This is a genomic window from Sphingobacterium sp. SGR-19, assembly GCF_011043555.1.
Taxonomy (GTDB): domain Bacteria; phylum Bacteroidota; class Bacteroidia; order Sphingobacteriales; family Sphingobacteriaceae; genus Sphingobacterium.
Genome location: NZ_JAAKGS010000009.1, coordinates 17,342 through 42,410 on the forward strand (window position 1 = coordinate 17,342; position 25,069 = coordinate 42,410).

General features: G+C 40.8%; 17 protein-coding genes. 13 read left to right on the forward strand and 4 right to left on the reverse strand.

The window, feature by feature from the left end; all coding sequences use genetic code 11:
• Positions 1 to 57 precede the first annotated feature (57 nt).
• A complete protein-coding gene (locus G5B43_RS15425) occupies positions 58 to 2,778 on the forward strand; it encodes a carboxypeptidase-like regulatory domain-containing protein (protein ID WP_165295705.1) in 2,721 nt (906 codons plus the stop codon).
• A gap of 49 nt (positions 2,779 to 2,827) precedes the next feature.
• On the opposite strand, the gene G5B43_RS15430 is transcribed toward G5B43_RS15425, so the two are convergent.
• Complete coding sequence (locus tag G5B43_RS15430) at positions 2,828 to 3,610, reverse strand: DeoR/GlpR family DNA-binding transcription regulator (RefSeq protein WP_240904886.1); 783 nt, start codon at positions 3,608 to 3,610, stop codon at positions 2,828 to 2,830.
• 197 nt (positions 3,611 to 3,807) lie between these two features.
• Here G5B43_RS15430 and G5B43_RS15435 point away from each other — a divergent pair, with 197 nt between their 5' ends.
• From G5B43_RS15435 to G5B43_RS15480, 10 genes are read left to right on the forward strand one after another with little or no spacing between them, the layout of a single operon-like run.
• On the forward strand, positions 3,808 to 5,058 hold the full coding sequence (locus G5B43_RS15435) for an MFS transporter (protein WP_165295706.1): 1,251 nt from the start codon (positions 3,808 to 3,810) through the stop codon (positions 5,056 to 5,058).
• Positions 5,059 to 5,085: 27 nt separating this feature from the next.
• On the forward strand, positions 5,086 to 6,099 hold the full coding sequence (locus G5B43_RS15440) for an NAD(P)-dependent oxidoreductase (protein WP_240904887.1): 1,014 nt from the start codon (positions 5,086 to 5,088) through the stop codon (positions 6,097 to 6,099).
• Between the two features lie 2 nt (positions 6,100 to 6,101).
• On the forward strand, positions 6,102 to 7,550 hold the full coding sequence (locus G5B43_RS15445) for an FGGY-family carbohydrate kinase (RefSeq protein ID WP_165295707.1): 1,449 nt from the start codon (positions 6,102 to 6,104) through the stop codon (positions 7,548 to 7,550).
• A gap of 1 nt (position 7,551) precedes the next feature.
• Positions 7,552 to 8,985, forward strand: coding sequence for an FGGY-family carbohydrate kinase (locus tag G5B43_RS15450; protein ID WP_165295708.1), 1,434 nt, complete (start codon positions 7,552 to 7,554; stop codon positions 8,983 to 8,985).
• 2 nt (positions 8,986 to 8,987) lie between these two features.
• Positions 8,988 to 9,584, forward strand: a complete 597-nt coding sequence (locus tag G5B43_RS15455; RefSeq protein WP_165295709.1) for a histidine phosphatase family protein — start codon at positions 8,988 to 8,990, stop codon at positions 9,582 to 9,584.
• A 34-nt stretch (positions 9,585 to 9,618) separates the two neighbouring features.
• A complete protein-coding gene (locus tag G5B43_RS15460) occupies positions 9,619 to 10,497 on the forward strand; it encodes a glycerophosphodiester phosphodiesterase family protein (RefSeq protein ID WP_165295710.1) in 879 nt (292 codons plus the stop codon).
• Between the two features lie 22 nt (positions 10,498 to 10,519).
• Positions 10,520 to 11,914: an Ig-like domain-containing protein gene (locus G5B43_RS15465; RefSeq protein WP_165295711.1), complete on the forward strand. Its 1,395-nt coding sequence runs from the start codon at positions 10,520 to 10,522 to the stop codon at positions 11,912 to 11,914.
• A 51-nt stretch (positions 11,915 to 11,965) separates the two neighbouring features.
• Entirely contained in the window at positions 11,966 to 15,082 is a 3,117-nt protein-coding gene (locus G5B43_RS15470) for a SusC/RagA family TonB-linked outer membrane protein (RefSeq protein WP_165295712.1), read from the forward strand.
• 32 nt (positions 15,083 to 15,114) lie between these two features.
• Positions 15,115 to 16,686 carry a RagB/SusD family nutrient uptake outer membrane protein gene (locus tag G5B43_RS15475; RefSeq protein ID WP_165295713.1) on the forward strand — a complete coding sequence of 524 codons (1,572 nt, stop codon included), beginning with the start codon at positions 15,115 to 15,117 and terminating at the stop codon, positions 16,684 to 16,686.
• A 36-nt stretch (positions 16,687 to 16,722) separates the two neighbouring features.
• Entirely contained in the window at positions 16,723 to 17,958 is a 1,236-nt protein-coding gene (locus tag G5B43_RS15480) for a DUF5689 domain-containing protein (RefSeq protein WP_165295714.1), read from the forward strand.
• An 85-nt stretch (positions 17,959 to 18,043) separates the two neighbouring features.
• Here the strand turns inward: G5B43_RS15480 and G5B43_RS15485 are convergent, their stop codons facing one another.
• Together G5B43_RS15485 and G5B43_RS15490 are read right to left on the reverse strand one after the other, a co-directional pair.
• Entirely contained in the window at positions 18,044 to 18,985 is a 942-nt protein-coding gene (locus G5B43_RS15485; RefSeq protein WP_165295715.1) for a YihY/virulence factor BrkB family protein, read from the reverse strand.
• Between the two features lie 16 nt (positions 18,986 to 19,001).
• Positions 19,002 to 20,762, reverse strand: a complete 1,761-nt coding sequence (locus G5B43_RS15490; RefSeq protein WP_165295716.1) for an AMP-dependent synthetase/ligase — start codon at positions 20,760 to 20,762, stop codon at positions 19,002 to 19,004.
• Positions 20,763 to 20,936: 174 nt separating this feature from the next.
• On the opposite strand from G5B43_RS15490, the gene G5B43_RS15495 reads away from it, so the two are divergent.
• On the forward strand, positions 20,937 to 21,464 hold the full coding sequence (locus G5B43_RS15495; protein WP_165295717.1) for a hypothetical protein: 528 nt from the start codon (positions 20,937 to 20,939) through the stop codon (positions 21,462 to 21,464).
• Positions 21,465 to 21,517: 53 nt separating this feature from the next.
• Here the strand turns inward: G5B43_RS15495 and G5B43_RS15500 are convergent, their stop codons facing one another.
• Positions 21,518 to 23,137: a DUF6377 domain-containing protein gene (locus G5B43_RS15500; RefSeq protein ID WP_165295718.1), complete on the reverse strand. Its 1,620-nt coding sequence runs from the start codon at positions 23,135 to 23,137 to the stop codon at positions 21,518 to 21,520.
• A 500-nt stretch (positions 23,138 to 23,637) separates the two neighbouring features.
• On the opposite strand from G5B43_RS15500, the gene G5B43_RS15505 reads away from it, so the two are divergent.
• Positions 23,638 to 25,056, forward strand: coding sequence for a glycoside hydrolase family 125 protein (locus tag G5B43_RS15505; protein WP_165295719.1), 1,419 nt, complete (start codon positions 23,638 to 23,640; stop codon positions 25,054 to 25,056).
• The last annotated feature ends 13 nt before the right edge of the window (positions 25,057 to 25,069 follow it).

The following is a 25,069-nucleotide window of genomic DNA, read 5'->3' on the forward strand; positions in this document are numbered from 1 at the left end:
ACATATATTTTCGGAAAAAAATAAATATCTTTAACTCCTCGAAACAACTGTATATTAATGAAGAAGCTTTTTATTTTCTTATTTGTTATTTTCTTCCTCTTTGGAACAAAAAATGGATTTACCCAAGAACGACCTGCGATACCTATCAATACGGTGGTCGAACGGGTACAAAAGTATTTCGGAGTTTATCCGGTGGAGAAAGTGCATTTACATTTTGATAAGCCTTATTATGCTGTAGGAGATACTTTGTGGTTCAAAGCGTATCTACAACATAATCTGTTTGAATACAGCCCGAGTAAGATTGTTTACGTGGAAATGTTAACGAGCAAAGACTCGTTGATACAAACCTTACGTGTACCACTTAAAAACAGTAATGGAAAAGGGCAATTAGTTTTGGATCCGCAATTTATTGCACAGGATAATTATCGTTTTCGAGCATACACGAAATGGATGGCAAATTTTGATAATGCTTATTTCTACAACAAGATTGTGCCGGTGGGTGACGCAATCAATAAAAAGTTAGGAGCTGAAATTACTTATACACCGGAGGGTAGCAATAAGACGAAAGCTACCATACAGTTTAGGAACAGAGAAGGGAACCTGCTAGGAAGGCGAAAGCTGACGTGGGAAGCTATTGATGGTTGGGATCCGTTTAGCAAAGGAAAAGGTGAGACAGATGATATGGGGCGCGTAACTATCAATCTCACGATAAAAGATAAAGAGTACCTAAAAAAAGGAAGGTTAAATGTAAAGATTGAGGGGGACAAAACGGATCCCGATTTAGTGGGCAGCTATTCTTTACAGCACGCTTTATGGGATGCGGATGTACAATTTTTTCCCGAAGGAGGTGATCTTCTTGCTGGCGTGTCCAAAAAGTTAGCATTTAAAGCAGTCGGCTCTACAGGTAAAGGTTTAAAAGTACAGGGTAAGATTATCGACAGTAAAAAGAAAGAAGTTGCTTCTTTCAAAGACATCGCATTTGGTATGGGCGCAATTGACTTCATGCCGGTCACTGGTGAGCATTATAGGGCGATGGTAACTTTTGAAAACGGTGAACAACGAACATATGACCTTCCCGAAGTCAGAGCGGAAGGAATTAACGTAGTTTTGCATAGCGAAGATGATGCTTCGCTACAGATGGGGTTAATTGCAAATGACGCCTATTATGAAAAAATGGCAAATCAACCATTTTATGTGTTAGGACAATCAAACGGACATTTGGTGTACGCTGCGCAGGCTACTTTAAAAAACTCTTCGGTATTGATAAGCCTCCCGAAGGATAAACTTCCAAATGGTATCGTACAACTGTCGATCATGCAACCGGATGGAAAATTGTTGAGCGAACGTCTAGTGTTAAATCAATCTCAACCCGTACTAAATATAAGTGTAAAAACAGATAAAACAACCTATGCGAAAAAGGAGGGTGTAAAATTGACACTGCAGGTGCCCGTCATAGACTCCTTAAAAAGTAATTATTCGGTAGCGGTGATTGATGACGCAAAAGTGCCTTATAACGATGACAAGGAGCTGGGTATTTTGAGCAATTATTTATTAACGTCCGACCTCAAAGGCTATGTAGAGCAACCGAATTACTATTTTAATCCGGAAAATGAAAACAGAGAAGAGGCGTTAAACGCGTTATTGATGACGCAAGGATTCAGAAGATTTTCATATGATGAATTGATTGCCGAAAAGCTTCCGCAGGTCCAGTTTATGCCAGAGCAGGGGATCACGCTTTCGGGAATATTACGATTGAATACGGGACGCCCCCAACCCAACGGAGGGCTGTTGTTATCGATTCCTTCACGAAACATACGGAAGGATGCTTATACAGACAACCAAGGAAGATTCACGTTCGAGAACTTGGTATTCCCAGATTCTTCCAAAGTAACCATAAATGCTCGGGGTAATGATAACTTTAGAAATTTGGTCATTAATATGGATCAGACGTATTTCCCGGGAATAGATCAGGGAAATCCTTATGCCAGCGATAATGTGCCAAACATTGATCAAGAAATGAAAGCTTACTTAACGAATAGTAAGAATGAATATAGGACCTCTATTTTAATCGATGAAGTCCAGGTTACTGGCGTTCAGCGGAAAATGGTTACCAGTAAGGAATTTTCGTCCCTGTCCGGTCTATCCATGCCGGAACATCGCATAGAGGGGGAGCGTCTGTCGGGGTGTAATGTGCTGACTATGTGTTTAACAACGATGTTGACAGGTATCACCTATGACAACCAGACCTTAAAATACCATATTACAAGAAACTATAACCAGGGAAGCCGAGTGCCGGTGCAATTTTTCTTAGATGGTATGCCGATTGACGAGCCTGCTTTAAATTCTATTATCCCTTCAGACATTGAAGCCATCGAGATTTTTTTACGAGATGAATTGGGAACAGTAAGCAGGGTTTACCAAAACGATGGTGTCGTTTCGATCATGACGAAAAAGAAAGATCAAAGTAAGCAACCTCGGATGTCGCTGGCTGAAATTGAAAGTATGCTGCCGAAGACAAATGTCATTGATATGGTACCTCTCGGGTATGTAAAAGAAAGACAATTCTATGCGCCGAAATACGATACGCCGGATAGTAAAAATACAAACGATTATCGGACAACTATCTATTGGAATCCGGATGTAGTTTTGGACGATGAGGGTAATGCTACGCTGAATTTTTACAATGGTGATGGTAATGGCAGATATAAAGTGGTTGTTGAGGGACAAGATGAAGCAGGCAGCGCCGGACGAACTGTCTATTACTATAATGTAAAATAAGCCTTTTTATAATGAAATATAAGAGGCAATGGGAGAAGCCCATTGCCTCTTATGCAATAATAACTTGTATTCCCGCTTCTTCCAGTGCGCTGACATATTCTTTTGGTACTTTATTATCTGTAATGACATAGTCTACATCTTCAATATTGCAGATTTTACCTATTCCTCGTTTCCCGAATTTCGTACTATCGGCGACAATGACCACAATTTGAGAGGTATTGATCATTTTTTGGTTAATATTTGCTTCAGTGAGATTACTTATAGAAAAACCGAAATTCAGATCAATGCCATCTACTCCAATAAAGATGAGTGCGCTTGATAAGGATTCGAGTATGTATTCTGCATAAAAGCCGGCGACAGAAGAAGAATTTTTGCGAATGACGCCGCCAAGTTGTAACACCTCGATATTCGGGCGATCACAAAGCTCTAAGCTTACCTTTATGGCGGGCGTTATAACCGTTAGAGGGGTGGAGGGATGAAGGTGCTGTGTTATACAATAAGCCGTTGTTCCGGATCCGATGATGATCGAATCGTTTGAACCAATAAGTTTAACCGCAGCGCGTGCGATATTATTCTTTTGGTCTGCATTAATCGTTGCTTTTTCTTGAATTGGTCGATCGCTAGAGTAAGGGTTGTTGATAGAGGCTCCCCCTCTAGTAATGTAAAGCAATCCCTTTTCTTCCAAAACTTTTAAATCTTTACGAATAGTTACACCTGAAACATCCGTGAGTTCCGTCAACTCATTAATGGTTGCACGACCGTGTGTATTGATATGGTTTATGATAAATCCATGCCTATCTGTAATATTTTTCATGTCCATCGTTGCGCTCATTTGAGTTAGCCTATTGCATATAGTCCTTATCTAAAACCAAAAATAAGACTTTGTATGTGAAATTAAACATAATGTTAACTATTTAATATTTTAAAGTTAAAAATCATTTTATTTCAATTTTATTTTGTTTAATAATCTTTTATTTTCTTATATTTGAATTGTATTTATGTAAGAATACCGTTATAAATCTTTTCTTGATGACACAGAACCAAAATCTTTTAAACAAAGCAGGGCTGCCCAGCCATTTAGGGTGGGGCTATTTGGGTATTTTAATTTTCATGATGGGAGATGGGGTAGAGCAGGGTTGGTTAAGTCCCTATCTTATCGAACACGGAATGAACATTCAACAGTCCGCTACCCTCTTTACCGTATATGGCATTACGATAGCTATTTCATCCTGGTTTTCGGGTGTTCTGGCGGAGAGTTATGGGCCGCGTAAAGCGATGCTTATGGGCTTACTCCTTTACATCATTGGGACCCTCGGGTTTGTCGGTATCGGGATGGCAAAACTAGATTATGGAGCGATGTTGTTTTTCTATGCCATCCGTGGTTTTGGATATCCACTCTTTGCCTATTCATTTATGGTATGGGTTACGTACCGTACACCACAGCATATGTTGGGAAGAGCAGTCGGCTGGTTTTGGTTTGTTTTCACGGGAGGGTTGAACGTACTTGGGGCTTATTATTCCAGTTGGGCAATAGGGCGTCTAGGCTACGAAAATACATTATGGAGTTCCATATTCTGGGTTTTAGTAGGTGCATTTTTCGCGTTAGTACTCAATAAAGATAAATTCGAAACAAAGGCTTCCCGAGGATCGAAATGGAGAGAATTGGCCAATGGACTTACCATTGTAAAAAAGGAACCTAAGGTATTGCTGGGTGGGATTGTACGTGTGATCAATACAACAGCACAGTTTGCTTTTCCAGTATTTCTTCCTTTGTATATGGCAGAACATGGTTTTACAACAAAAGAATGGCTGCAAATATGGGGGACGATTTTTACAAGTAACATCATCTTCAATTTGATTTTTGGCTTTGTTGGTGATCGGATGGGGTGGCAAAATACCATTATGTGGTTTGGCGGTGTGGGGTGTGCGATCACTACTGTTTTGTTCTACTATGCGCCAGTATGGTTTGACGGGAGCTATTGGGCGGTTATGGCAGCAGGTGTAGCATGGGGTGCGTTGTTGGCTGGATATGTACCTCTATCGGCTTTGGTGCCTTCGTTAGTCAAGGAAGACAAAGGCGCGGCTATGGCTATTTTGAATTTAGGAGCAGGGCTCCCTGTATTTGTTGGACCTGCACTGGTGGGTATTCTGATCGGTATGATTGGTAGTGCAGGTGTCATCTGGGTATTGGCGGGGCTTTATGTGCTGAGCGCTATCTTAACCAAGTTTATCACTATAAATAAAGTAACGGAATTGAAAGAAGTGAACGAAATTGTATAAGAATATAAGATTAAACACTAGCGGATAATGATGAAAGTATTACTTACAGCGCCTTACGAGAATGAAAAAGCGCTTCGAGAATTAGAGGGGTTATTTGATGAAATCATCTATAGGTCATGGAAGCCTCACGGACGGGCATATAATCCAACGGAATTAAAAGCTTTATTAGCAGAAACAAAAGCGGATGCGTTAATATCCGAACACGACGAGATTACAGCAGATGTTTTACGCGCTAATCCACAGCTAAAATTTGTAGGTATCTGCCGAGGTACACCTTCCAACATAGATTTGGACGTGGCTACTGAGCTAGGGATTCCGGTTTTCCACACACCGGCAAGAAATGCACAGGCGGTGGCCGAGATGTTTATTGCGAATGTGATTACGCTTATGCGAAATACATTGCCAGCAATTGATTGGCTAGAGGGCAAGAATTGGGGCGAGGGGGCGCATACCTCGTATCTACAGTTTAAAGGAAATGAGTTGGCGGGTAAAAAAGTTGGAATGGTCGGATTTGGAGCTGTAGGACAGTATACAGCACGGATGTTGTCGAGTTTTCCATCGGAGATTTTATACTATGACCCTTATTATGAGGATCCCAATCCAGTATATAAAAAAGTGGAATTAAACGAATTGTTTTCCGTATGTGATGTAGTAGGAATCCATTTGCCGGTTACGGCTGAAACCAAAGGTATGATTGACAAGAAATATCTTACCTTATTGAAGAAAGACGCCATTTTTGTGAATACGGCCCGTGCCACCGTGGTCAATCGAGAAGATCTTTTGGAGTTGTTAGAAGCAGAGCAGATTCGTGGAGCCGTATTGGATGTGTTTTACAATGAACCTCCCGATGAAATAGATTACAAGATGATTCATCACAAAAATGTATTGGCAACACCCCATATCGCTGGAGCGACCCATGAGGTGGAAGATCACCACGCTTTTATTATGAACAACAATTTGCGGGCATTTTTTCATAAGGGCGATAAAACTATCAAACAGCTCGTAAATAAAGCGGTTTTAGAAAAACAAACAACAACCTGAGTATGGCACAAAAAGAAGCGTATTTAATCGTCGATATAGGTACTGGTAATGCCAGGGTAGGCGTAGTAACGCCAGCCGGTGATATACTGGCCATAAAAAGAGAAAATGTACAGTACCATGCCGATGCTAATTATGAGGAGTCCATTTATTTTAACCCAGAAGCGTTGTGGCAGCAGATCTTAAAGTTAGCAGCGGAGGCGTTGTCGGATGCAGGAGAAGTTTGTATTAAGGCAGTCACCGCCACAAGCCAGCGTGAGGGGATTGTTGTGGTCGACAGAGAAGGATTATCCCTCTTGGGTATGCCCAATATCGATCATCGCGGTCGCAAGTGGGAAAGAGAACTGACCCAAAAGGATCTGGTTTACGAACTGTCAGGACGTTATCCGACATCCCTATTTTCTGTATATAAATTGATAGGTCTCCGTAATACATATCCCGATTTGTTTGAAAGGACGACCTGTTTTATGAGTATTAGTGACTGGATACAGTTTAAGTTTTCAGGTATAACCTGTTACGAGCATTCACAGGCATCCGAAACATTGTTGTATGATGTTGAGCGGAAAAAGTGGTCTACGGAACTCATTGCGTTGTTTGATATCCCTAATGACATTTTTCCTGTGTTGAAACAATCCGGAACGGTATTGGGAAAAGTACTTTCAGAGGTCTCTCAGATACTGCACATCTCAGCAGAAGCTGCTGTCGTAGTAGGTGGTGGCGATACGCAGTTGGCGATACGCAGCATGGAACCATCAACAAATGATGTTGTTATTGTCTCCGGGACCACTACGCCTATCATTAAAATGGTTGAACGGTATGTTAAAGATAGTAATCAACGCACATGGACAAGTAGGCACATTGACGAATCACATTTTATTTTAGAGGCTAATGCCGGTGTTACGGGATTGAACTATCAACGTTTAAAAGAGATTTTTTACCCGAATGAAGATTATGATGTGATCGAACGAGAATTGGACGATACGAGTTATTCCCAGTGTGTAGCGTCTTTGGGGTCGTTGATCGCCGATGAAGATGAGCCGTTGACCAAGGGTGGGTTTATTTTTAATGCACCTGTCTCTCATCAGCTTACACGTGGAAGTTTCGTGTTTTCCATTTTATGGGATATTGCCTGTTCTATTTATGAGAACTATAAATTTCTGTGCGATGTTTCAGCACATGAAGAAAGCTATATCTGGGCATGTGGTGGTGGTATAGAAAGTAAGAAGTTAAGACAATTTTTGGCGAACCTACTTGGCAAGAATATTCGAATTCGCGCGACATATCGACAAGCGTCTGTTTTGGGCGGTGTTTTTATATGTAACGATGCGCTTGGAATAAACAATACAACGCCGGTATTGCTGGATGAGACCTTTCCGGAAAAGCATGAACAATTTGAACAGTTATATATAACGTGGAAGAATGCCCGTAAAACCTTTAAACAACTTATATCCTAACATGCAAGCGTACTTTATAGGGATAGATATCGGAACACAAGGAGCAAGGGTTATTCTTGTTGATCAGCGGGGAATATCAATAGCTTCTGCTTCCCGTTCTTTTGTGTTCGATGAGCGAGCAAGAGAAGAGCAGTCGCCCGCTGTATGGTGGAATGCTTGTGTAGAGCTTCTTGATGAAATGTTGAATGGATTGGCAGCAGATTTCGATAAATCAGCGATACAAGCTGTATCCGTTACCTCGACATCCGGTACGGTTATTCCTTTGGACGTAAATAATCAACCTATTCACGATGCGATTATGTATAGCGATGGGCGGTCAGCTGAACAAGGAAAACGTATTCAGGAAATCGCTTTGCAACATATGAAAGATGGCTATACCGGATTTAATGCCTCCAGCGGCATCAGTAAGATGCTTTGGTTTATGGAGTGTTATCCCGAACACAGAGGTCGTATTGCCCTATGGATCCACGCGTCAGATTATATGGTAGGCAAGTTGTCTGGTGTCTATAACACAACAGATTATACGAACGCATTGAAATCGGGATATGATGTCGCCAATTTAAAATGGCCGGCGTATATAATCGATGAATTAGGATTAAAAAAAGAATGGCTGCAGACAGTGGTTCCATCGGGTACGGTGGTTGGACGGTTGCAGAAAGATTTAGCGACCCGTTGGGGGCTAAATGAGATAGAAGTGATCGTCGGGATGACGGATGGCTGTGCAAGCCAGGTGGCATCCGGTGCGGTTAAGCCAGGCGATTGGAACACGACTATTGGCACCACGTTAGTCATTAAAGGTGTAACAAAAAAACAAGTGGTTGACCCGCTAGGAAGGTTATATAGCCATCGACATCCCGAGGGGTACTGGATGCCAGGTGGTGCAAGCAATACGGGCGCAGATTGGATTACCGTTGACTTTTCTTCGGATATATTACAATGGAACCAAACAGCAGAGAAATTGATACCCACCGGTAAAATTGCTTGGCCGTTGCTGCAAGACGGCGAACGCTTTCCGCTATCGACTCCATATGCGCGAGCGATTGTGCCAGAGCAAATATCTAAATCAGAATTGTATGCGGCAAATCTGGAAGGTGTGGCTTGTATTGAACGGCTTGCCTACGAAATTATTGAAGAGCTCTCGGATGAAAAGATTGCTGCGGTGTATACCGCTGGAGGTGGTAGCAATAGTGAGGTATGGCTAAAGATAAGGGCAGCGGTATTGAACGTACCTATTTACAAATGTAAAGCTGCAAGTGGTGCATTAGGCGCGGCCATCATGGCCGCTTCCAATACCTATTACGCCTCCGTAACGGATGCGGCTTCACATATGACCGCTATGGAAAAAGCGATTTTTCCCGAGGTAGAATTGGTGGCTAAATATGAAGCACAATATCAACAATTCAAAGAAAAACTTAAGGCACTAAATTATTTATAAAAATGGTTACAATTTGTTTGCTTAGACATGGTGAAACGTCATTTAACGCCGATGGAAACAGGTATTGCGGGCGGACAGATGTTGAACTCACCGAAAAGGGGATTTCTCAGGCAAAAAGAATGTATGAGCTACTAGAAGGATACGACTTTGATGCAGTTTATTCTTCCCCGTTGCAAAGAGCTAAAAAAACAGCAGAGATTGCTTCCGGTCGTGTTAAAAACGTATTGGTAGACGATCGTCTGATAGAGGTTGACTTTGGGGAATGGGAAGGAATGCGTCCGGAAGAATTTCAGGCAAAAGATCCCGAATCTTGGGACAATTGGCTCGCGGCGCCTGAGCGTTTTCCAGCGGGAAGAACTGGAGAAACTGCTATGCAGGTGATTTCTCGACTACAATCCTTCTATGACGATTTGATAGCGAGATATAGTGATAAAACCATTTTGGTTGTTGGACATAACGGAGTGAACCGACTGTTTTTAGCAAGTCAATTGGGGATGCCATTAAAAAACTATAGGCGTCTGGTTCAAGACAATTCAGCACTTACGTTACTCACCTTAACGCATCATCGAGGTTGTCAATTGCTAAAGTTAAATGCCTAAATAAATAGATTTATCCATTAACAAATTTATACAGATGAAAACAATTCTACACGCTATTGCACTTTGTTTCACAGGCATGTTAACCGTCGCCTCTGTGACGGCACAAAAGCTTCATAAACTAAATTTTAACAATGTGGAGGAGATGTACGCATACTTTGCATATGCACCCGGTAAAAAGATTATTAGCGGGCATCGTGGGACAATGGAGGAAGGGCTTCCCGAAAATTCCATTGTGGCGATGAAAGAGGTTCTGAAACATACACCCGCTATTTTTGAGATCGATCCACGTTTGTCCAAAGACGGTGTACCGGTTATGGTGCATGATGCAACCTTAGACCGCACGACGACCGGGACGGGGAAGGTTGCTGATTATACTTGGAAAGAACTTAAAAAATTACGGCTGAAAGACCATCAGGGTAACCCCACTAAATATCGTATCAACACGTTAGACGAAATGATTAAGTGGGCGAAAGGAAAGACTATCCTCAACCTAGATAAAAAAGACCTGCCTTTGGAGGTAACAGCTGAAATAATCCGGAAGCACAATGCTTATAAATGGGTATGGGTTACGGTACATAATGTCGAACAGGCGAGGTTCTACTTAGAGAAAAACCCGAATCAATACCTATCCATGCACATAAAAGATAAAAACGCCTTGGAGGAGTTTAAAGCGTCTGGATTACCCTATGACCGGATGATTGTTTACATCGGACCTGAAATAAAAGAAGCCAACCAAGCAATGTATGATTTCTTTAAATCTAAAGGCGTGATGTGCATGATATCGACTGCGCCAACGTATGATAAATTGCCAACCAAAGAGGAGCGGGCAAAGAAATATCGTGCTGTATATGCTGATGGTGCCACGGTATTAGAGTCCGATTTGCCTATTGAGGTAAGTGAGGCGATAAACTAAAATTATTTATACAGCATTTGTTATGAAAAAAAATATAATAGCGCATGTCTTAACCGTTATGGTTTTTCTACCCTTTTATTCTTGTAATAAGCCAAGTCAAGAAGTTGGAAAAGATGTTCTTGATCTGACATTCGGGGAAAACAGCGCCAAGATGAATACGGGAGAGAAATATCTCATTAAGTTTTCAACGGGAGAGACGAAAGTCTCCTCACGGAGTTTAACGTGGACATCGTCCGATGAACAGGTTGCAATTGTCACGAATGCTGGAGAGGTGAACGCCGTTGGACCAGGAAGAGCGACAATAAAAGCAATTTATCAATCTGTCGAAGCTGTTTGCGAAGTAGAAGTAAAAGATACAAATTATGATCACCCATTAAACCCAAAATCTTTATCTCGACCTTTTTCAGATCCGATGGCGTATAGTATCGATGTGTCCTTGATTGCTCCCTATCGTGTGATGCAATCTTTTGATTTTGATAAATCGGGAAATGTCTATTACAGTCAGATCGGTGTTGCAGGAGGATTCGAGCCAGGGCGAACCAAAGCACATGAGATCTATATCATCAAAAGTAAACCTAACCAAGAGGGGAAAACAGACTACATGACATTGAAATATTTTGGCCATGGGGGCAATATTGCAATTGAGGAAGATGACAACGGCGAACTGTACGTCTGGGTGGGCAGTAATGCTACTAAATACACTTCGGGAGAATATTGGGATGAGCAATCCGTTTCACGCATACCCTATCGATCAGGACAAATACATGATGGTTATGCGGGTGAGTCCTACTTTCTGAATAATGGTTTACTTAGAATCCAGGCCGCGGTGGATAGGAAAAATGATTTGCTGTGTATTAACGCTAGCCAAGGAGGCGAGAGACATTTCTATACTTATAAATTGAGTGAAGCGGAATCACTGAGCCCAAAGAATTTTACATTCTCTGTTAAAGTTGGGGGAGAGGAAGTGGGCAGTGTTGAACAGATTATCTCCCGCACGGTTAACGGACGAGACTTAAGTGAACTGACGCCTTTGGGTAGTTTCTCTGTTCCAGTTGGCACTAACAAAGCTGTTGATGTGAATTCCTTTCCTTTCCAAGGATACGATATAGACGGAAGCCGCCACGTTTATTTTTTTGAAGGCAATTGGACAGAAACTGGCGCTTCTGTTGGCCAATCACAAGCGTATGTAACTGTTTTTGATCTTCAAGGAAATATCGTATACCCACGCACCAGGGTGACAGCGCTATCTGATATAAATAGATTAATGCAAGCAGGTGTCACCAATAGTAGTGGATATATGGAAGCAGAGGGAATAAAGATAAGAGGTAATCAGTTGTATCTAGGATTTGCTTCCTACCAAGAAACTGAAAACTACCGAAGAGCAAATATCTTTAAATATGATGGCGCACGTGAGTAAAATACACCTCTTTTTACACCTAAAATTACTTTATTAAATAAAGCATAAGTTATGAATACAATAACAGATCTAACTAAAAAAAGAGCACTACTATGGATGCTATGTCTCTGTTTGGCTGGCGGACATTTGTCTGCTCGCCATAGTCCGACTAACGCCACGATATCTACTATATACCAAGACGACGATATTCGAGGCAAAGTAACCGATGAAACAGGTAGCCCGATTCCCGGGGTAACAGTTTCTGTTCAAGGGTCCTCACGGGAGGTGACAACTGATGCGGAGGGAAATTATCGATTAGCTAATATTCCGCACAATGCGGTTTTGGTATTTACGTATGTTGGATTCAGGCAACAACAGGTTGCGATTGACAATCGTAATATAGTGGACATCCAATTGACATCTTCTTCGACAGCATTAGACCAAGTCGTAGTCGTAGGGTATGGTACCGAAAAACAGGAGAACATTACCGGGTCAATCGCGACAATCGATATGGAGGACAATGAAGGGAGACCCTTAACCAATGTGAGTAACGCTTTGTATGGAACATCCGGACTTTATGTAAATCTGAACACAAGCCAGCCTGGAGTTGACCGAGCTATGATTCGGATACGTGGTATCGGAACATTAAATAATAACAATCCATTGGTCCTGGTGGACGGTATCGAATATCCAATGGACGAAGTTAACCCGAATGATATCGCCAGTATTTCTGTTTTGAAAGATGCGTCTGCAGCCATATACGGTTCGAAAGCAGCTAATGGCGTGATTCTAATTACCACCAAAAGAGGTAGGGGTAAGTCAAAAATAAACTATGGATACTATCACGGTATCCAGCAGGCTACGATGATGTTGGATTTGGTGTGGGATCCTATTGTCTATATGAAGGCGTTGAATCAAGCAGAATTTAATGAGGGCAAGGCAAGTCAAACATTTTCAGAACGAGATATAGGGGGGTATCAGCTGGGAATGACGTTGGATCCTTATACTTATCCGGCGAATAACTGGTATGATATTGCGTTTAAAAATGGTATCATGAACAAACATGATTTGAGTGCATCGGGCAGCTCAGAGAAATACAACTATAGATTTTCGGTAGGATATCTTGACAGGGATGGGGTGATTTTTGGGCCAGGAAATCAGGAACGGAGATATTCTTTAGGGTTAAATACTTCTGCGAAGGTAACGGAACGATTGACGGTTGACTTGTCAACACATGGTTATTTTCGCAATTATACGGAACCCGCCTATGGTATCGGGGAATTTATGAGCTTGGTAAATCGTGCTTTACCGCTTCAAAATGATCTTTTGGCAGATGGGAACTACGGATATCCTTTCCTTCGTATTCCGGGTAGAAATAACTGGGAACATCCCCGCATGCTTGCCCATGAAGGTTCACAAGAAAAACGCGTAGTAAGATATTTAACTACACTTCAGGCAAAATATGAGTTACCTTTTGGTTTGTCTTATACGGTAAAGTTCGGGGCTGATAAATATGATGGATTGTTGGAACGGTTTGTTCCGGTCATGTATAAGCTCGATGCCAAGACGGGAGAACGTCAGAACTATAACAGTCCAGCAACTGCGCCTAGATCGTATAGTTATGATGATAATCAAACCAACGTACATATATACAATACGTTAGACTATAAGAAAACCTTTGGGGACCATTATATTGGTGGAATGCTAGGCTCGCAATATGATTACTATGAGGATATTGCCACCGGCGCGCAAATGCAAGGATATGCAGACGATATTTTAACTGATCTTAATGCGGGGACAGTGCTCGCGGAAATCACGGGCAGAACGACGCAAGAAGCCATTATCTCTTATTTTGGTAGGGTCAATTATAATTTTAAGAATCGATATTTATTGGAAGGGATATTCAGATACGATGGTTCTTCTCGTTTTGCACCCGGATACCGGTGGGGTTTTTTTCCAGGAGTATCGGCTGGGTGGAAAATAGATCAAGAGCCATTTTTCGAAAATATAAATTTTGTTGACCAACTGAAATTAAGAGCCTCGGTAGGACAGGTGGGTAACCAGGCCGTACCGTTATATAGTTATCAAAATATGGTAACATTGGGACACGATTACAGTTTTGGCGGAAGAAACGGTGTACTGACTTCCGGGGCCGCCGCAACAGCTGCAAACGACCCAACGATTTCTTGGGAAACCACAACAAATTATAATGCGGGGCTAGATTTGTTGATTTTTAATAATAAACTTAGTTTCACTGCGGACGTCTATAAGCGGCTAACCAGCGGAATATTGAGGAGGGTTAGTCTTCCTTCTCAAGTCGGTAATCTATCCGGACCACAACAAAATGTGGGTAGTGTAAGTAATGCAGGAGTTGAACTCAGCTTGGGATATCGGGATGTTCTGGAGAACGGATTTGGATATAGCGTATTTGGAAATGTTTCCTATAATAAAAACAAGGTGGTGGACTTAAAAGGGGAGATTATATATGGACACGACACCAACTTGCCTACGATAACGAAGGAAGGCTATCCGATTAATGCATTCTATGTATTGAATGTGGAAGGAATATTCCAAAGTGACGAAGAAGTAGAACAGAGTGCGTTTCAGAGTGGCGACACCAGAGCAGGTTATCTAAAATATGAAGACGTGAATAAAGACGGTATCATAAATGGAGATGACCGCGTGATTCAGAACTATTCTTCTATAATGCCAAAATACAACTATTCTTTTGGTTTTAATCTAGACTATAAAGGCATTTCGCTAATGGCACAGTTTCAAGGCGTTTCAGGAATAAAAACAGCTCCATTAAATAGACCCGCGACACCATTGAATAATGGAGCTAACCTTACCTGGGATTGGATAAATGACAGTTGGACACCCGAGCGACCTAATGCATCGTTGCCCATTCTGACGGAAGCAAATTATAGTGATAATTTTAGATTTTCTACTTTCTTACTGAAAGACGCCTCCTATCTCCGATTAAAAACATTGCAATTACGTTATGCTATTCCCGAAAGGATTTTGTCCAAAGCGAAGATAAACGCGTTAAGCGTCTACGTTAATGCAGAAAATTGGTTGACCTTTACACCGTTTAAATTGGGCGATCCAGAATCGATGTATAATGCCGTTGGTCTGAGTCATTATCCAATGTTAAGAACGTTGAGTATGGGCGTAAATTTCACCTTTTAGGTAATCTGTAAATGATATAAACAATGAAAGTTATGAAAAATATATATTTATTCTCTTTGCTCTCCATTTTACTTCTTTTTGTGGGAGGATGTAGCGATAGCATGTTAGATTTTCAGCCGAAAGATCGCTATACGGAGGGAAACTTTTGGGTTACAGAGAGTTCTGCTGACCGTTATTTAACGTCTTGCTATGCCGCATTACGGACATCAGGTTTGTATGGAGGTGATGCTACACCTTTATTTGAAGAGACAGCGTCACCAAATGCGTATAACAACAGTAACACCAGTTCTTGGAATTCCATAGCTGTCGGACTACAATCTGGAAGTACCGGCGGAATTATTGCAGCACGATGGTCTCACGCGTATGGTGGAATCGGTCGCTGCAATACGCTAATTCAACGAATTGAAGAAGTGCCTATGGAGGAAAGTGTAAAACAGCGTATGATAGGCGAAGCGTTATTTCTGCGTGCACTGTTTTACTTTAATTTGACCGCCTATTGGGGAGACATTCCGTTAATATTGGATCCCCCAAACCCAGCAACCCAATCAAATTTGCCAAGAGATCCCATGGAAACAGTTATTGAACAGATACGGGAAGATTTGGACCGTGCAGCAGTTATGCTTCCTCTTCATTATGGGTCCAATGATATAGGAAGAGCAACAAAAGGAGCAGCAAAAGCTTTAAAGGCGAAAGTACTGTTATTTGAAGCAAGCCCCCTGTTTAATCCGACAAACGATCAGCAAAAATGGAAAAATGCGGCTGATGCAGCAGCAGAGGTAATAAATATGGCTAATGAAACCGGGTATGGTCTTTATCGCGATTATCGTGGTCTTTTTTTACCGGATAATGAAAATAATGAGGAGGTAATTTTTGACGTGCAGTTTATCTTTCCATTTCTGGGAAATTCTTTTGACCTTATCAATAGACAGTATAATACGAATGCGCCTACGCTGAGTCTCGTAAATGCATATGAAATGAAAAACGGCTTGCCAATAGTAGACCCGGCATCAGGATATGACCCTAATAATCCTTATGCCAATCGAGATCCTCGGTTAGAAGCTACTATAGTATATCCAGGTTCTCGTTATATGGGAGAAACAGTTTCAAATACGCGTTTCGCAATCACGGGATTTGGATTAAAAAAATATGGTATTTATACCGAAGACAAGCCAGACGATGCCTTAGCTGATTTGAAGGCGGGGCAATCCTATACGAACTATATCGTCCTACGGTATGCCGATGTTTTATTGATGTACGCTGAAGCAAAAAATGAATTTTCTGGTCCAGATGAATCTGTATACAATGCGATTGATGCTGTTCGTCGTCGTGTCGATATGCCTGATATACCAAGAGGGCTGAATCAAGAGGAGGTAAGAGGTATTATTCAACGAGAACGGCGTGTGGAGTTCGCGGGAGAGGGGTATTACTATAATGATGTAAGGCGTTGGAAAATTGCGGAGACGGTTATGAATACGGGTGTTTATACATGGGATAACAAAATAATCGAGCAACGAAGCTTTAATCCACAACGGGACTATTGGTGGCCTATTACCGATGTAGAGCGGGATTTGAACCCTATTTTGGGACAAAATCCGCATTATTAATGAGATACAATGTAGGTGTTTTTATATTAAAATATTATGGAAAATATAATGTATATATGTAGACGCTGGTCGGACTATTTTTTACTTATAGTCGCCCTATTGACTACCGTTTCGTGTGAAAAAGAAAATGACTCTTTTGCGTTTGACGAGGAGATCAACGTAGCCATTAAAGAACTGAAGGAATTCTATAAGGGAGAAGATTTAATGCTAAACGGCAAACAGCACTTTAAGAAGATTTTCATTACAGGGATAGTTGTCTCCGCTGCTTCTTCTGGAAACCTTCCTATAGAAAAAGGAATAGTAATACAGGAAGAGCGGATTGGTATCAATGTGATGCTCGATGATAATGCTCCATTCAAACTTGGTGATTCCGTTCGCGTAAATATAGAAGCCGGAACACTTACAGCTGTTCATAAGAATATTACGGTTACAGGCATAAAATCTTCTGACGTTGAAGTATTGAAAGAGAACGCTTCCATAGTACCTAGGACGGCTGTGATAGCAGAACTGAATGCAAATTTTGCAGAATATGCGGGCTCACTTGTTAAAGTTGTTGGTGCTGAAATTCTTGGTCATCAAGCTAACGATACTTTTCAAGGGGATAAAGAATTAGATGATGGCACTGGTGGGACGATACACTTACATACGAACAGTTCGGCCTCTTTTGCTAATAAAGAGGTCCCGTCGTTCGGTACTTTCACAGGTATTGTACAATACGGACTCAACGGTTCAGCAATACAATTATGGATGCGTGATGATACCGATTTAGAAGAATATAATCCATCTCCGTATCCGGCAGGCTTCCCAGAAGTTTTCAATACCAGCTTGGTCAAGGATGCTTATGCACGCGCGAATCTAGATTTAGCGTCGGGCAATTGGACTTTTGATGGTGTGACATTGGTGACTAAAACAGATTTACGCCCAATTAATGTCGACGGAACGAAGGGCGTACAGTTTAACCAGCGTAATGAAGTACCGTTGTATTTACAAATGAACTTTGATGTTTATCGAGGAGCTTCGAAAGTGACTATTTTGCACGGCTCTTATGGTACCGATCCGGGATGTACCTGGCGATTGGAATCTTCGACTGATGGTGGCGTAACCTGGAGTCAGGTGGGGAATGATGTCGTCGCCAATAACAAAACACCTGAAATAGCTGAATTTGATCTGGATATCAAAGGTCAGGTTCGTTTTAGAATCCATAAATTGGGATTGGGAGCCGACAACAATGGTCGTCTAAATATGGACGATTTTACGATCTATAATAATTAACATAATTCGATCGGCAATCTTTTAAGACGCGATTAACTATATTAGCAACAGCTTCTTTCTTAACTTAAGAGAGAAGCTGTTGTTTTTATCCTATCTCTTTTATTTCAACCCGAACTGCGTAAGAACGGGGACGTACTCCCCGTCCGTATTTGATAGCATAATGTTTGGTAAACTCAGCGCCGAAATACAAAATAGCTGCGGAGTAATACACGAAACTCAGCAAGATTATAATCGAACCGGCTGCCCCAAACGAGCTTGCGGTAACGTTGGACGACAGATACCAGGAAATAAGAGATTTCCCTAATAAAAAAAGTAAGGCGGTGAAGATGGCACCCCATAATACATCACGAAAGCGCGTTCTAGCATCAGGAAGAAAAGCAAAAACACAAGCAAATAAGGTTGCGATAATTAAAAACGATACACCGGTATTAATTAGGTTGATCATCTGTAGGTTGATGTTTGGAATATATTCACTCAAAAAATCACCCACTTTGCCCATCAACAGGCCGATTACACTGCTGAGAATTAGGGAGACCATAAGAAGGAATCCCAAACCCAAAATCATCGAGAAAGAAAGAAGACGGTCGATAATGATTTTCAACCAACCCTTTTTAGGCTTCACTTTAATATGCCAGATTTCGTTGATGGAATTTTGTATATCGACAAATATCGTTGTGGAAGAAAAAACAAGTACACCGATACCGATGTAAAGTCCTATGCTGTTTTTACTCTCCAGAGATATTTTTTTTATGGCATTATCCAACATATTGGTGATGTCCGGTCCCATAAGCTGATTAAGCTCCATCATAATCTCGTCGCGCGCGCCCGTTGGGGAATCCATTTGGCTACCATAAAAAAAACCTAGTGCCCAAATTAAGATTAAAATCAAGGGGCCGATGGAGAATACGGTATAATACGCTAAAGAAGCACTTTTTTTAAGACATTTATCGGCAAGAAAACTATTGATAGTATCTAATATCAATTGTCCAAATCCTTTTAGTTTTTGCCAAAGTGTTTCTTTCTCCATATGTGTAATTTCGTTTTTAATGTTCGTATAGCCGGTTGATTATAGATTCTGTATTTTTTAAAATAACTTTTCGTTTCAAGCTCAGCTTCGGCGTCAGTTCACCGTCGTCGATGGTCCATTCTTTGGGAAGTAACTCAAATTTTTTTACTTTTTCCCACTGCCCAAAGCCGGTATTTAAGCGATCGATCTCCCGCTGATATTTTTCGATGACTTGCCTATCCTTAACAACCTCCTCCTTCGAAACAAAAGGTATGCCTTTATGTTTGCACCATTTTTCCAATTCCTCGAAAGCAGGCACAATTAATGCTGCTGGGAAACGCTGATTTTCACCAATAACCATCACTTGCGCAATCAATATAGACTCCATCAGCTTGTTTTCCACTGCCTGCGGTGCTACATATTTACCGCCAGCGGTCTTAAACATCTCTTTTTTCCGATCAGTAATTTTAAGAAAGCCATCTGGCGTAATCTCTCCAATGTCTCCTGTGTGTAAATAACCGTCTCCATCAATGACTTCACGAGTGGCTTCTTCATTCTTATAGTAGCCCGGACTTATGCTTGGACCCTTAACAAGGATCTCCCCGTCACCTGCAATTTTCACATCTAGATTCTTCAATACCCGTCCTACGGTGCCGAATTTTACGTCAGTTCCCGCAGGTGAGTTGACCGCTATGACAGGGGATGTTTCCGTTAGCCCATATCCTTCTAAGACCTTAATGTTTGCAGCCCAAAAAACGCGAGCTAAACGTTCTTGAAGCGCGGCACCGCCGGATACGATTAAATTAATATTGCCACCGAGAGCGTCGCGCCATTTAGAGAAAATAAGCTTTCGTGCAATGGCCAATTTGATGTTATAGAATAAGCCATTTTTTGGAGGTTCTTGGTATTGATGCCCTAGTTCTACAGCCCAGAAAAAAAGGGCCTTTTTTAGGCCAGTCAACGCTTTCCCTTTTTCGATTATTTTATCGTATACTTTCTCTAAGACCCTGGGTACGGTCGTGAAAATCTGCGGTTTTACATCATTGATATCGGCTACGATATTATCCAGATTCTCCGCATAATAGATTTGGATACCTTTTGAGAGGTAGATATAAAAAACCATCCGTTCGAAAATATGACAGAGCGGCAGAAAACTTATAGCTTTATTTGTGTCTTTTGGAACCAGATGCTGACAGGCTTCTACATTGCTGAGAATATTTTTGTGCGTGAGGAGTACTCCTTTAGGTTTTCCGGTGGTGCCTGAAGTGTATATCAAGGTGAGCAAATCATCACTTTGAACTGTATCTCGATACGGTTGTAGATTGATATCTTGCCGCGAACCGGACTCTATCAACTCTTGGTAACGCGGTTCATCTGCTACAGCATCAAATGTATAAATTTCCACAGATAATTGTTGATCTTGTATAGCTTGTTCTGCTTTATGAGTCAATTCTGCATTGCTTGTAAACAGTAACTTTACTTCGGCGTTGTTGAGGATATACGAGAGATCGTGGGCCGCTAACGTTGGATATAAGGGGACAGTAACGATGCCCAGTTGGTTACAGGCAAAGTCTACAATATTCCATTCAGGCCGGTTGCCGGACATCAAAGCAACTTTATCACCCTTTTTTAATCCTTTGGATAAAAGGGCTTTACTCAAATTGTCGGTAAGCTCGGTAAAGCGATCGTGCGAGTAGAGTTGCCACTCTCCATCCTTTTTTCCTGCAACCATACAGCTGCTGGCATTTGCAGAGGTATATCTATCCAGAACATCAAACAATCTATTTAATTGACTCATATAGCGTTTCCGTTAAGAGGTTCACAATCTGTTTTTTTCTATACTAAGATAACGTTTTATCGACAAAAATGTTAACTACGCCACAAATTTAACCGCGAATGATAACAGAATTTAACTTTTGAACGTTTAAATAAAGTAGTACTTTTGACGTACGTAAAACTTAGTATAATATTCATGAAGAAAGCAAATTGGCTGTTATTGACATTAGGAATTATTTTATTTTCGTTTGATACATCATGGGCGCAATTGGATAGCCAGCATGCTGCGGGTGGACGTTTTGGAAGTGCCACCGGTTTTAGTTACCGTTATACGTTGGCTGATGATCGAGCTGTAGAGGGGATTCTCAGTATACAGAGCAATTCTAAATCAAGGCGCTTCCGACTGGTCGGACTTTATCAGTATCATAGACCTTTGGCGGAAAATTTTACTTGGTTCTATGGATTCGGAGGTAGTGTGGGGAGTTTTCGATACAAATCTGAGGTCATTCAGACAACAAATCCGGATGGTTCCGTTACAACGAGACGTACAGACCCAAAATCGGAACTAGCGTTGAGTATAGACGGTATTGTGGGGGTTGAATACAATATTCCGACGACACCACTTTCCGTTTCGCTGGACGTTAAACCTTATTTTGACTTTTTGCAGGAGAGTTCTATCCGGCTCATAGATCCATTTGGCCTGACTATTCGATATAAATTTTAGAAGAAGAGCTAAAGGCATGCGTATTGGATTTCGCGGTACGCATGCTATTATTCCTATATTAGATTTTTGTCAATACCTATTTTCATGACCAGACCTTCAAACTCATCTCTGTTCCCAGCGGCTTTATTCCTCATTTTTGTTCTGTAATTATAGATAGTTGAGACCGAGTAGCGGAGGAAATAAGCAATTTTTATACTGTCTGTAATGCCTAGACGGATTAGAGCAAAAATACGAAGGTCGGGCGTTAGGTTATTGTTGGTTTTGAAACTGATTCTTTCTTCTTCTAATAATAACTTGTTTATTTCTTCAACAAAATTTGGAAATAAGCGTAATATTGTCTCGTCAAAATTTTTATAGAATTCCTCAAGATTATCTTTTGGGTCTAACGATAAATCGATGAATTTCAATAGCGCTTGCTCCCCCTGTGTTTTAGCTATCTTTTGAGCTTTCAACCTGAATTGCTCTATTTTTGAAAGATAATCGGAAAAATGTCCGATATATAAACCGATATATTCTTCCTTAAGAATATTTGAATCCGAAAGACTCTGATTACTTTCCATTAACAGTTTGTTGGACCTTGATAATTCATCTTTTGTTATTGATAATCTTTTCTTTTGTTTATACACATATATTAACGTGAAGAAGATGAACGCTAACAATACCATTATAATTACAAGGATAGTTAGCAATAATATTTGGCGTTGGTTTTCCTTTTTCTGATAGGCTTTATCAATAAAATCGAACATTTCGGAAGATTCAAGCGTCCGAAGTCTGGCGTTATAGAATATCGCATCCTGCATCGAACATTTCATATAACTATATGCACGGTTTACATCCCCATATTCAAACAGAACAGCTGCTAGTCTTCGGAGTGACATATACTCTTTTACCCCACTTTTGATATCAGCAATTGCCGATCTTGCAAGATACTCGATAGCTTTGTCCGTGTCCCCCTTCTCTTCATATACTTTAGCTATAGAATAAGCTAAAATGGCAGCCTCCCGTTCTTCAGGATCGAGATCAGCATATGCATCACGGAGATCCCTTAAGGCTTGATCATATTGCTTTTCTTGTTGTATAAGGCGTTCTGTATTTACGTATATATAATCCATTGGTGATAGGGCTTCCCCTGAGACTAATCTGTTTCTTAATGAGGATGTTATTGTTTGATATCTCTTTTTTTCATCGTTGTTTTCAGACGTTTTTATTAATAAATTATAAACGGACATTTTTGTATACAAATAAAATGTTTTTAGATCGTTTGAGATTCTTAACGTATCTACCGTATTCAATATATCCACAGATTCTTTGAGTAATCCCATTGTTTTTAATATACGGACACGGAAAAGCTCAGAATCAATGTATTCTTCATAATCGTTGGCCTGCAGCGCATACTTTTCTAATTTTCGGGTGTACAAAAGTGCTGAATCAGTCATAAATACAATATAGTGAAGACAGATTTCTTTCGTAATAGCAATCTGATCTTTCACATCGGAAGATACGTGTAGCCTCGTCTTTAAACTATCGATAGAACTCTCTTTTTTTGCCGCGTATATAGCCTTATCCTGAATAGCCTTATCTAATACATGCAGTAATGAATCAAGTTGTTTATGGTATGCATTAGTTGTAGGGATTGAAGATATAAGGAATATAATTAATAATAAACTTTTCATACTTGGTATAATAAGGAGCGAATTAAATACAATAAAGGTTGCTATAAAAATAATCGGATAAAATACGCTTCTTCAAAACTACAAAATAATATTATTTTATAAACATTGCTATATGAAGATATGGCTTTATAGTATACTATTTTTATTGGAAAGGGAGTGAAAAATTTCGAGATGAAAAAATTTAATGCGTTTATTCACTACATTATGTGTATGTTGGTGTTTGTGTAAGTATTTGTTTACGAGTTGTTTAAGTTTTATTTATCCTGTATTCTTACTACATTGAGGGGAATCGGTATAAAAGAACACTTTAAAATCTGATAACTTTGATTTCTCAAAACTAAATTATAAATCTTTGCACATGGTAAACTTACTAAATGAACAATGCTGACATCCGATATCAGAGCGTAGTAGTTACTTCGCGTATTCTAAATGACGAAAAAACGATCACATGGGAGATGTATCTCCAATACAATTAATTTATCACTTTATAACGAAAATCTGTGAAACGAAGAACTTTTATTAAAAATTCGGCTATACTTGGAGCAGGTATATTGGCCCACAATTTTTCTCATGCTAACCCAAATTTGGCATTTCCCCTAGTGAGGACTAAGGAACCAGACAGGCATTTCAAAAGTGACGTCATTGAGGGACTTATCAAAGAATTTCAGTCCAATGTAGCAGACAAAGAACTGGGCTGGCTATTTAACAATTGTTTGCCGAATACTTTAGACACTACTATTTATGATGAGTCAACCTCAAATCAAAAGCTGACTTATGTCATTACCGGAGATATTGATGCGATGTGGCTGCGGGATAGTAGCGCGCAGGTCTGGCCGTATCTACCTTTTATGCGAAAAGACCAGAACCTCCAGAACCTAATCCTCGGATTGATCAATAAACAGTCTAAGTGTATCAATATCGATCCATACGCCAATGCGTTCTATAACGACCCGACGAAAAAAGGCGAATGGTTTTCGGATCATACGGATATGAAGCCGGGAATCCATGAACGCAAATGGGAGATTGATTCACTCTGTTATCCAATACGCCTCGCTTATGCCTATTGGAAGGAAACAAATGATACGACCCCTTTTGACAACGAATGGGTGCAAGCGCAAGAAAATATCTATAAGACATTTGTTGAGCAACAGCGCAAGGAAAACTTAGGGCCTTATAAATTCGAACGTACGACGTCGCGTGGAACAGATACCTTGCAGGTCGACGGATATGGTTATCCTGTTAATCCAGTGGGTTTGATCTGTTCAAGTTTTCGCCCATCCGACGACTGTAGTATATTCTTATTCTTGATCCCAGCCAACCTGTTTGCGGTAGTTAGCCTGCGACAGTCCGCTGAAATCTTACGTCAAGTCAAAAACAACACGGAGTTGGCGGCTAAAATGGAAGCATTGGCCAATGAAGTCGAAGATGCGGTTACCAAGTATGGTATCATCGATCATCCAGTACACGGACGTGTCTATGCTTACGAAGTAGATGGATTTGGCAGTTACATGATGATGGACGATGCCAATGTGCCCAGTCTGTTGTCGTTACCGTATCTTGGTGCGGTGGACATTAATGATGAGGTCTACCAACGCACCCGACGTTTTGTGCTGTCGGCGAACAATCCTTTCTATTTCAAAGGAAAAGTAGCGGCTGGCATCGGCGGTCCACATATTGGTCGGGATATGATATGGCCTATGGCACTGATTATTCAAGCCCTGACCTCCATAAACGATGAGGAAATACGTCAATGTATCAAGACGTTGAAAAATACCCATGGTGACACCGGATTTATGCACGAATCGTTTCACAAGGATGATCCGAAAAAGTTTACCCGGCACTGGTTTGCCTGGACAAACACCTTATTCGGTGAATTATTATGGAAGGTTTACAAAGAGAAACCGAATTTGTTAGTATAAACCATACAAAAAC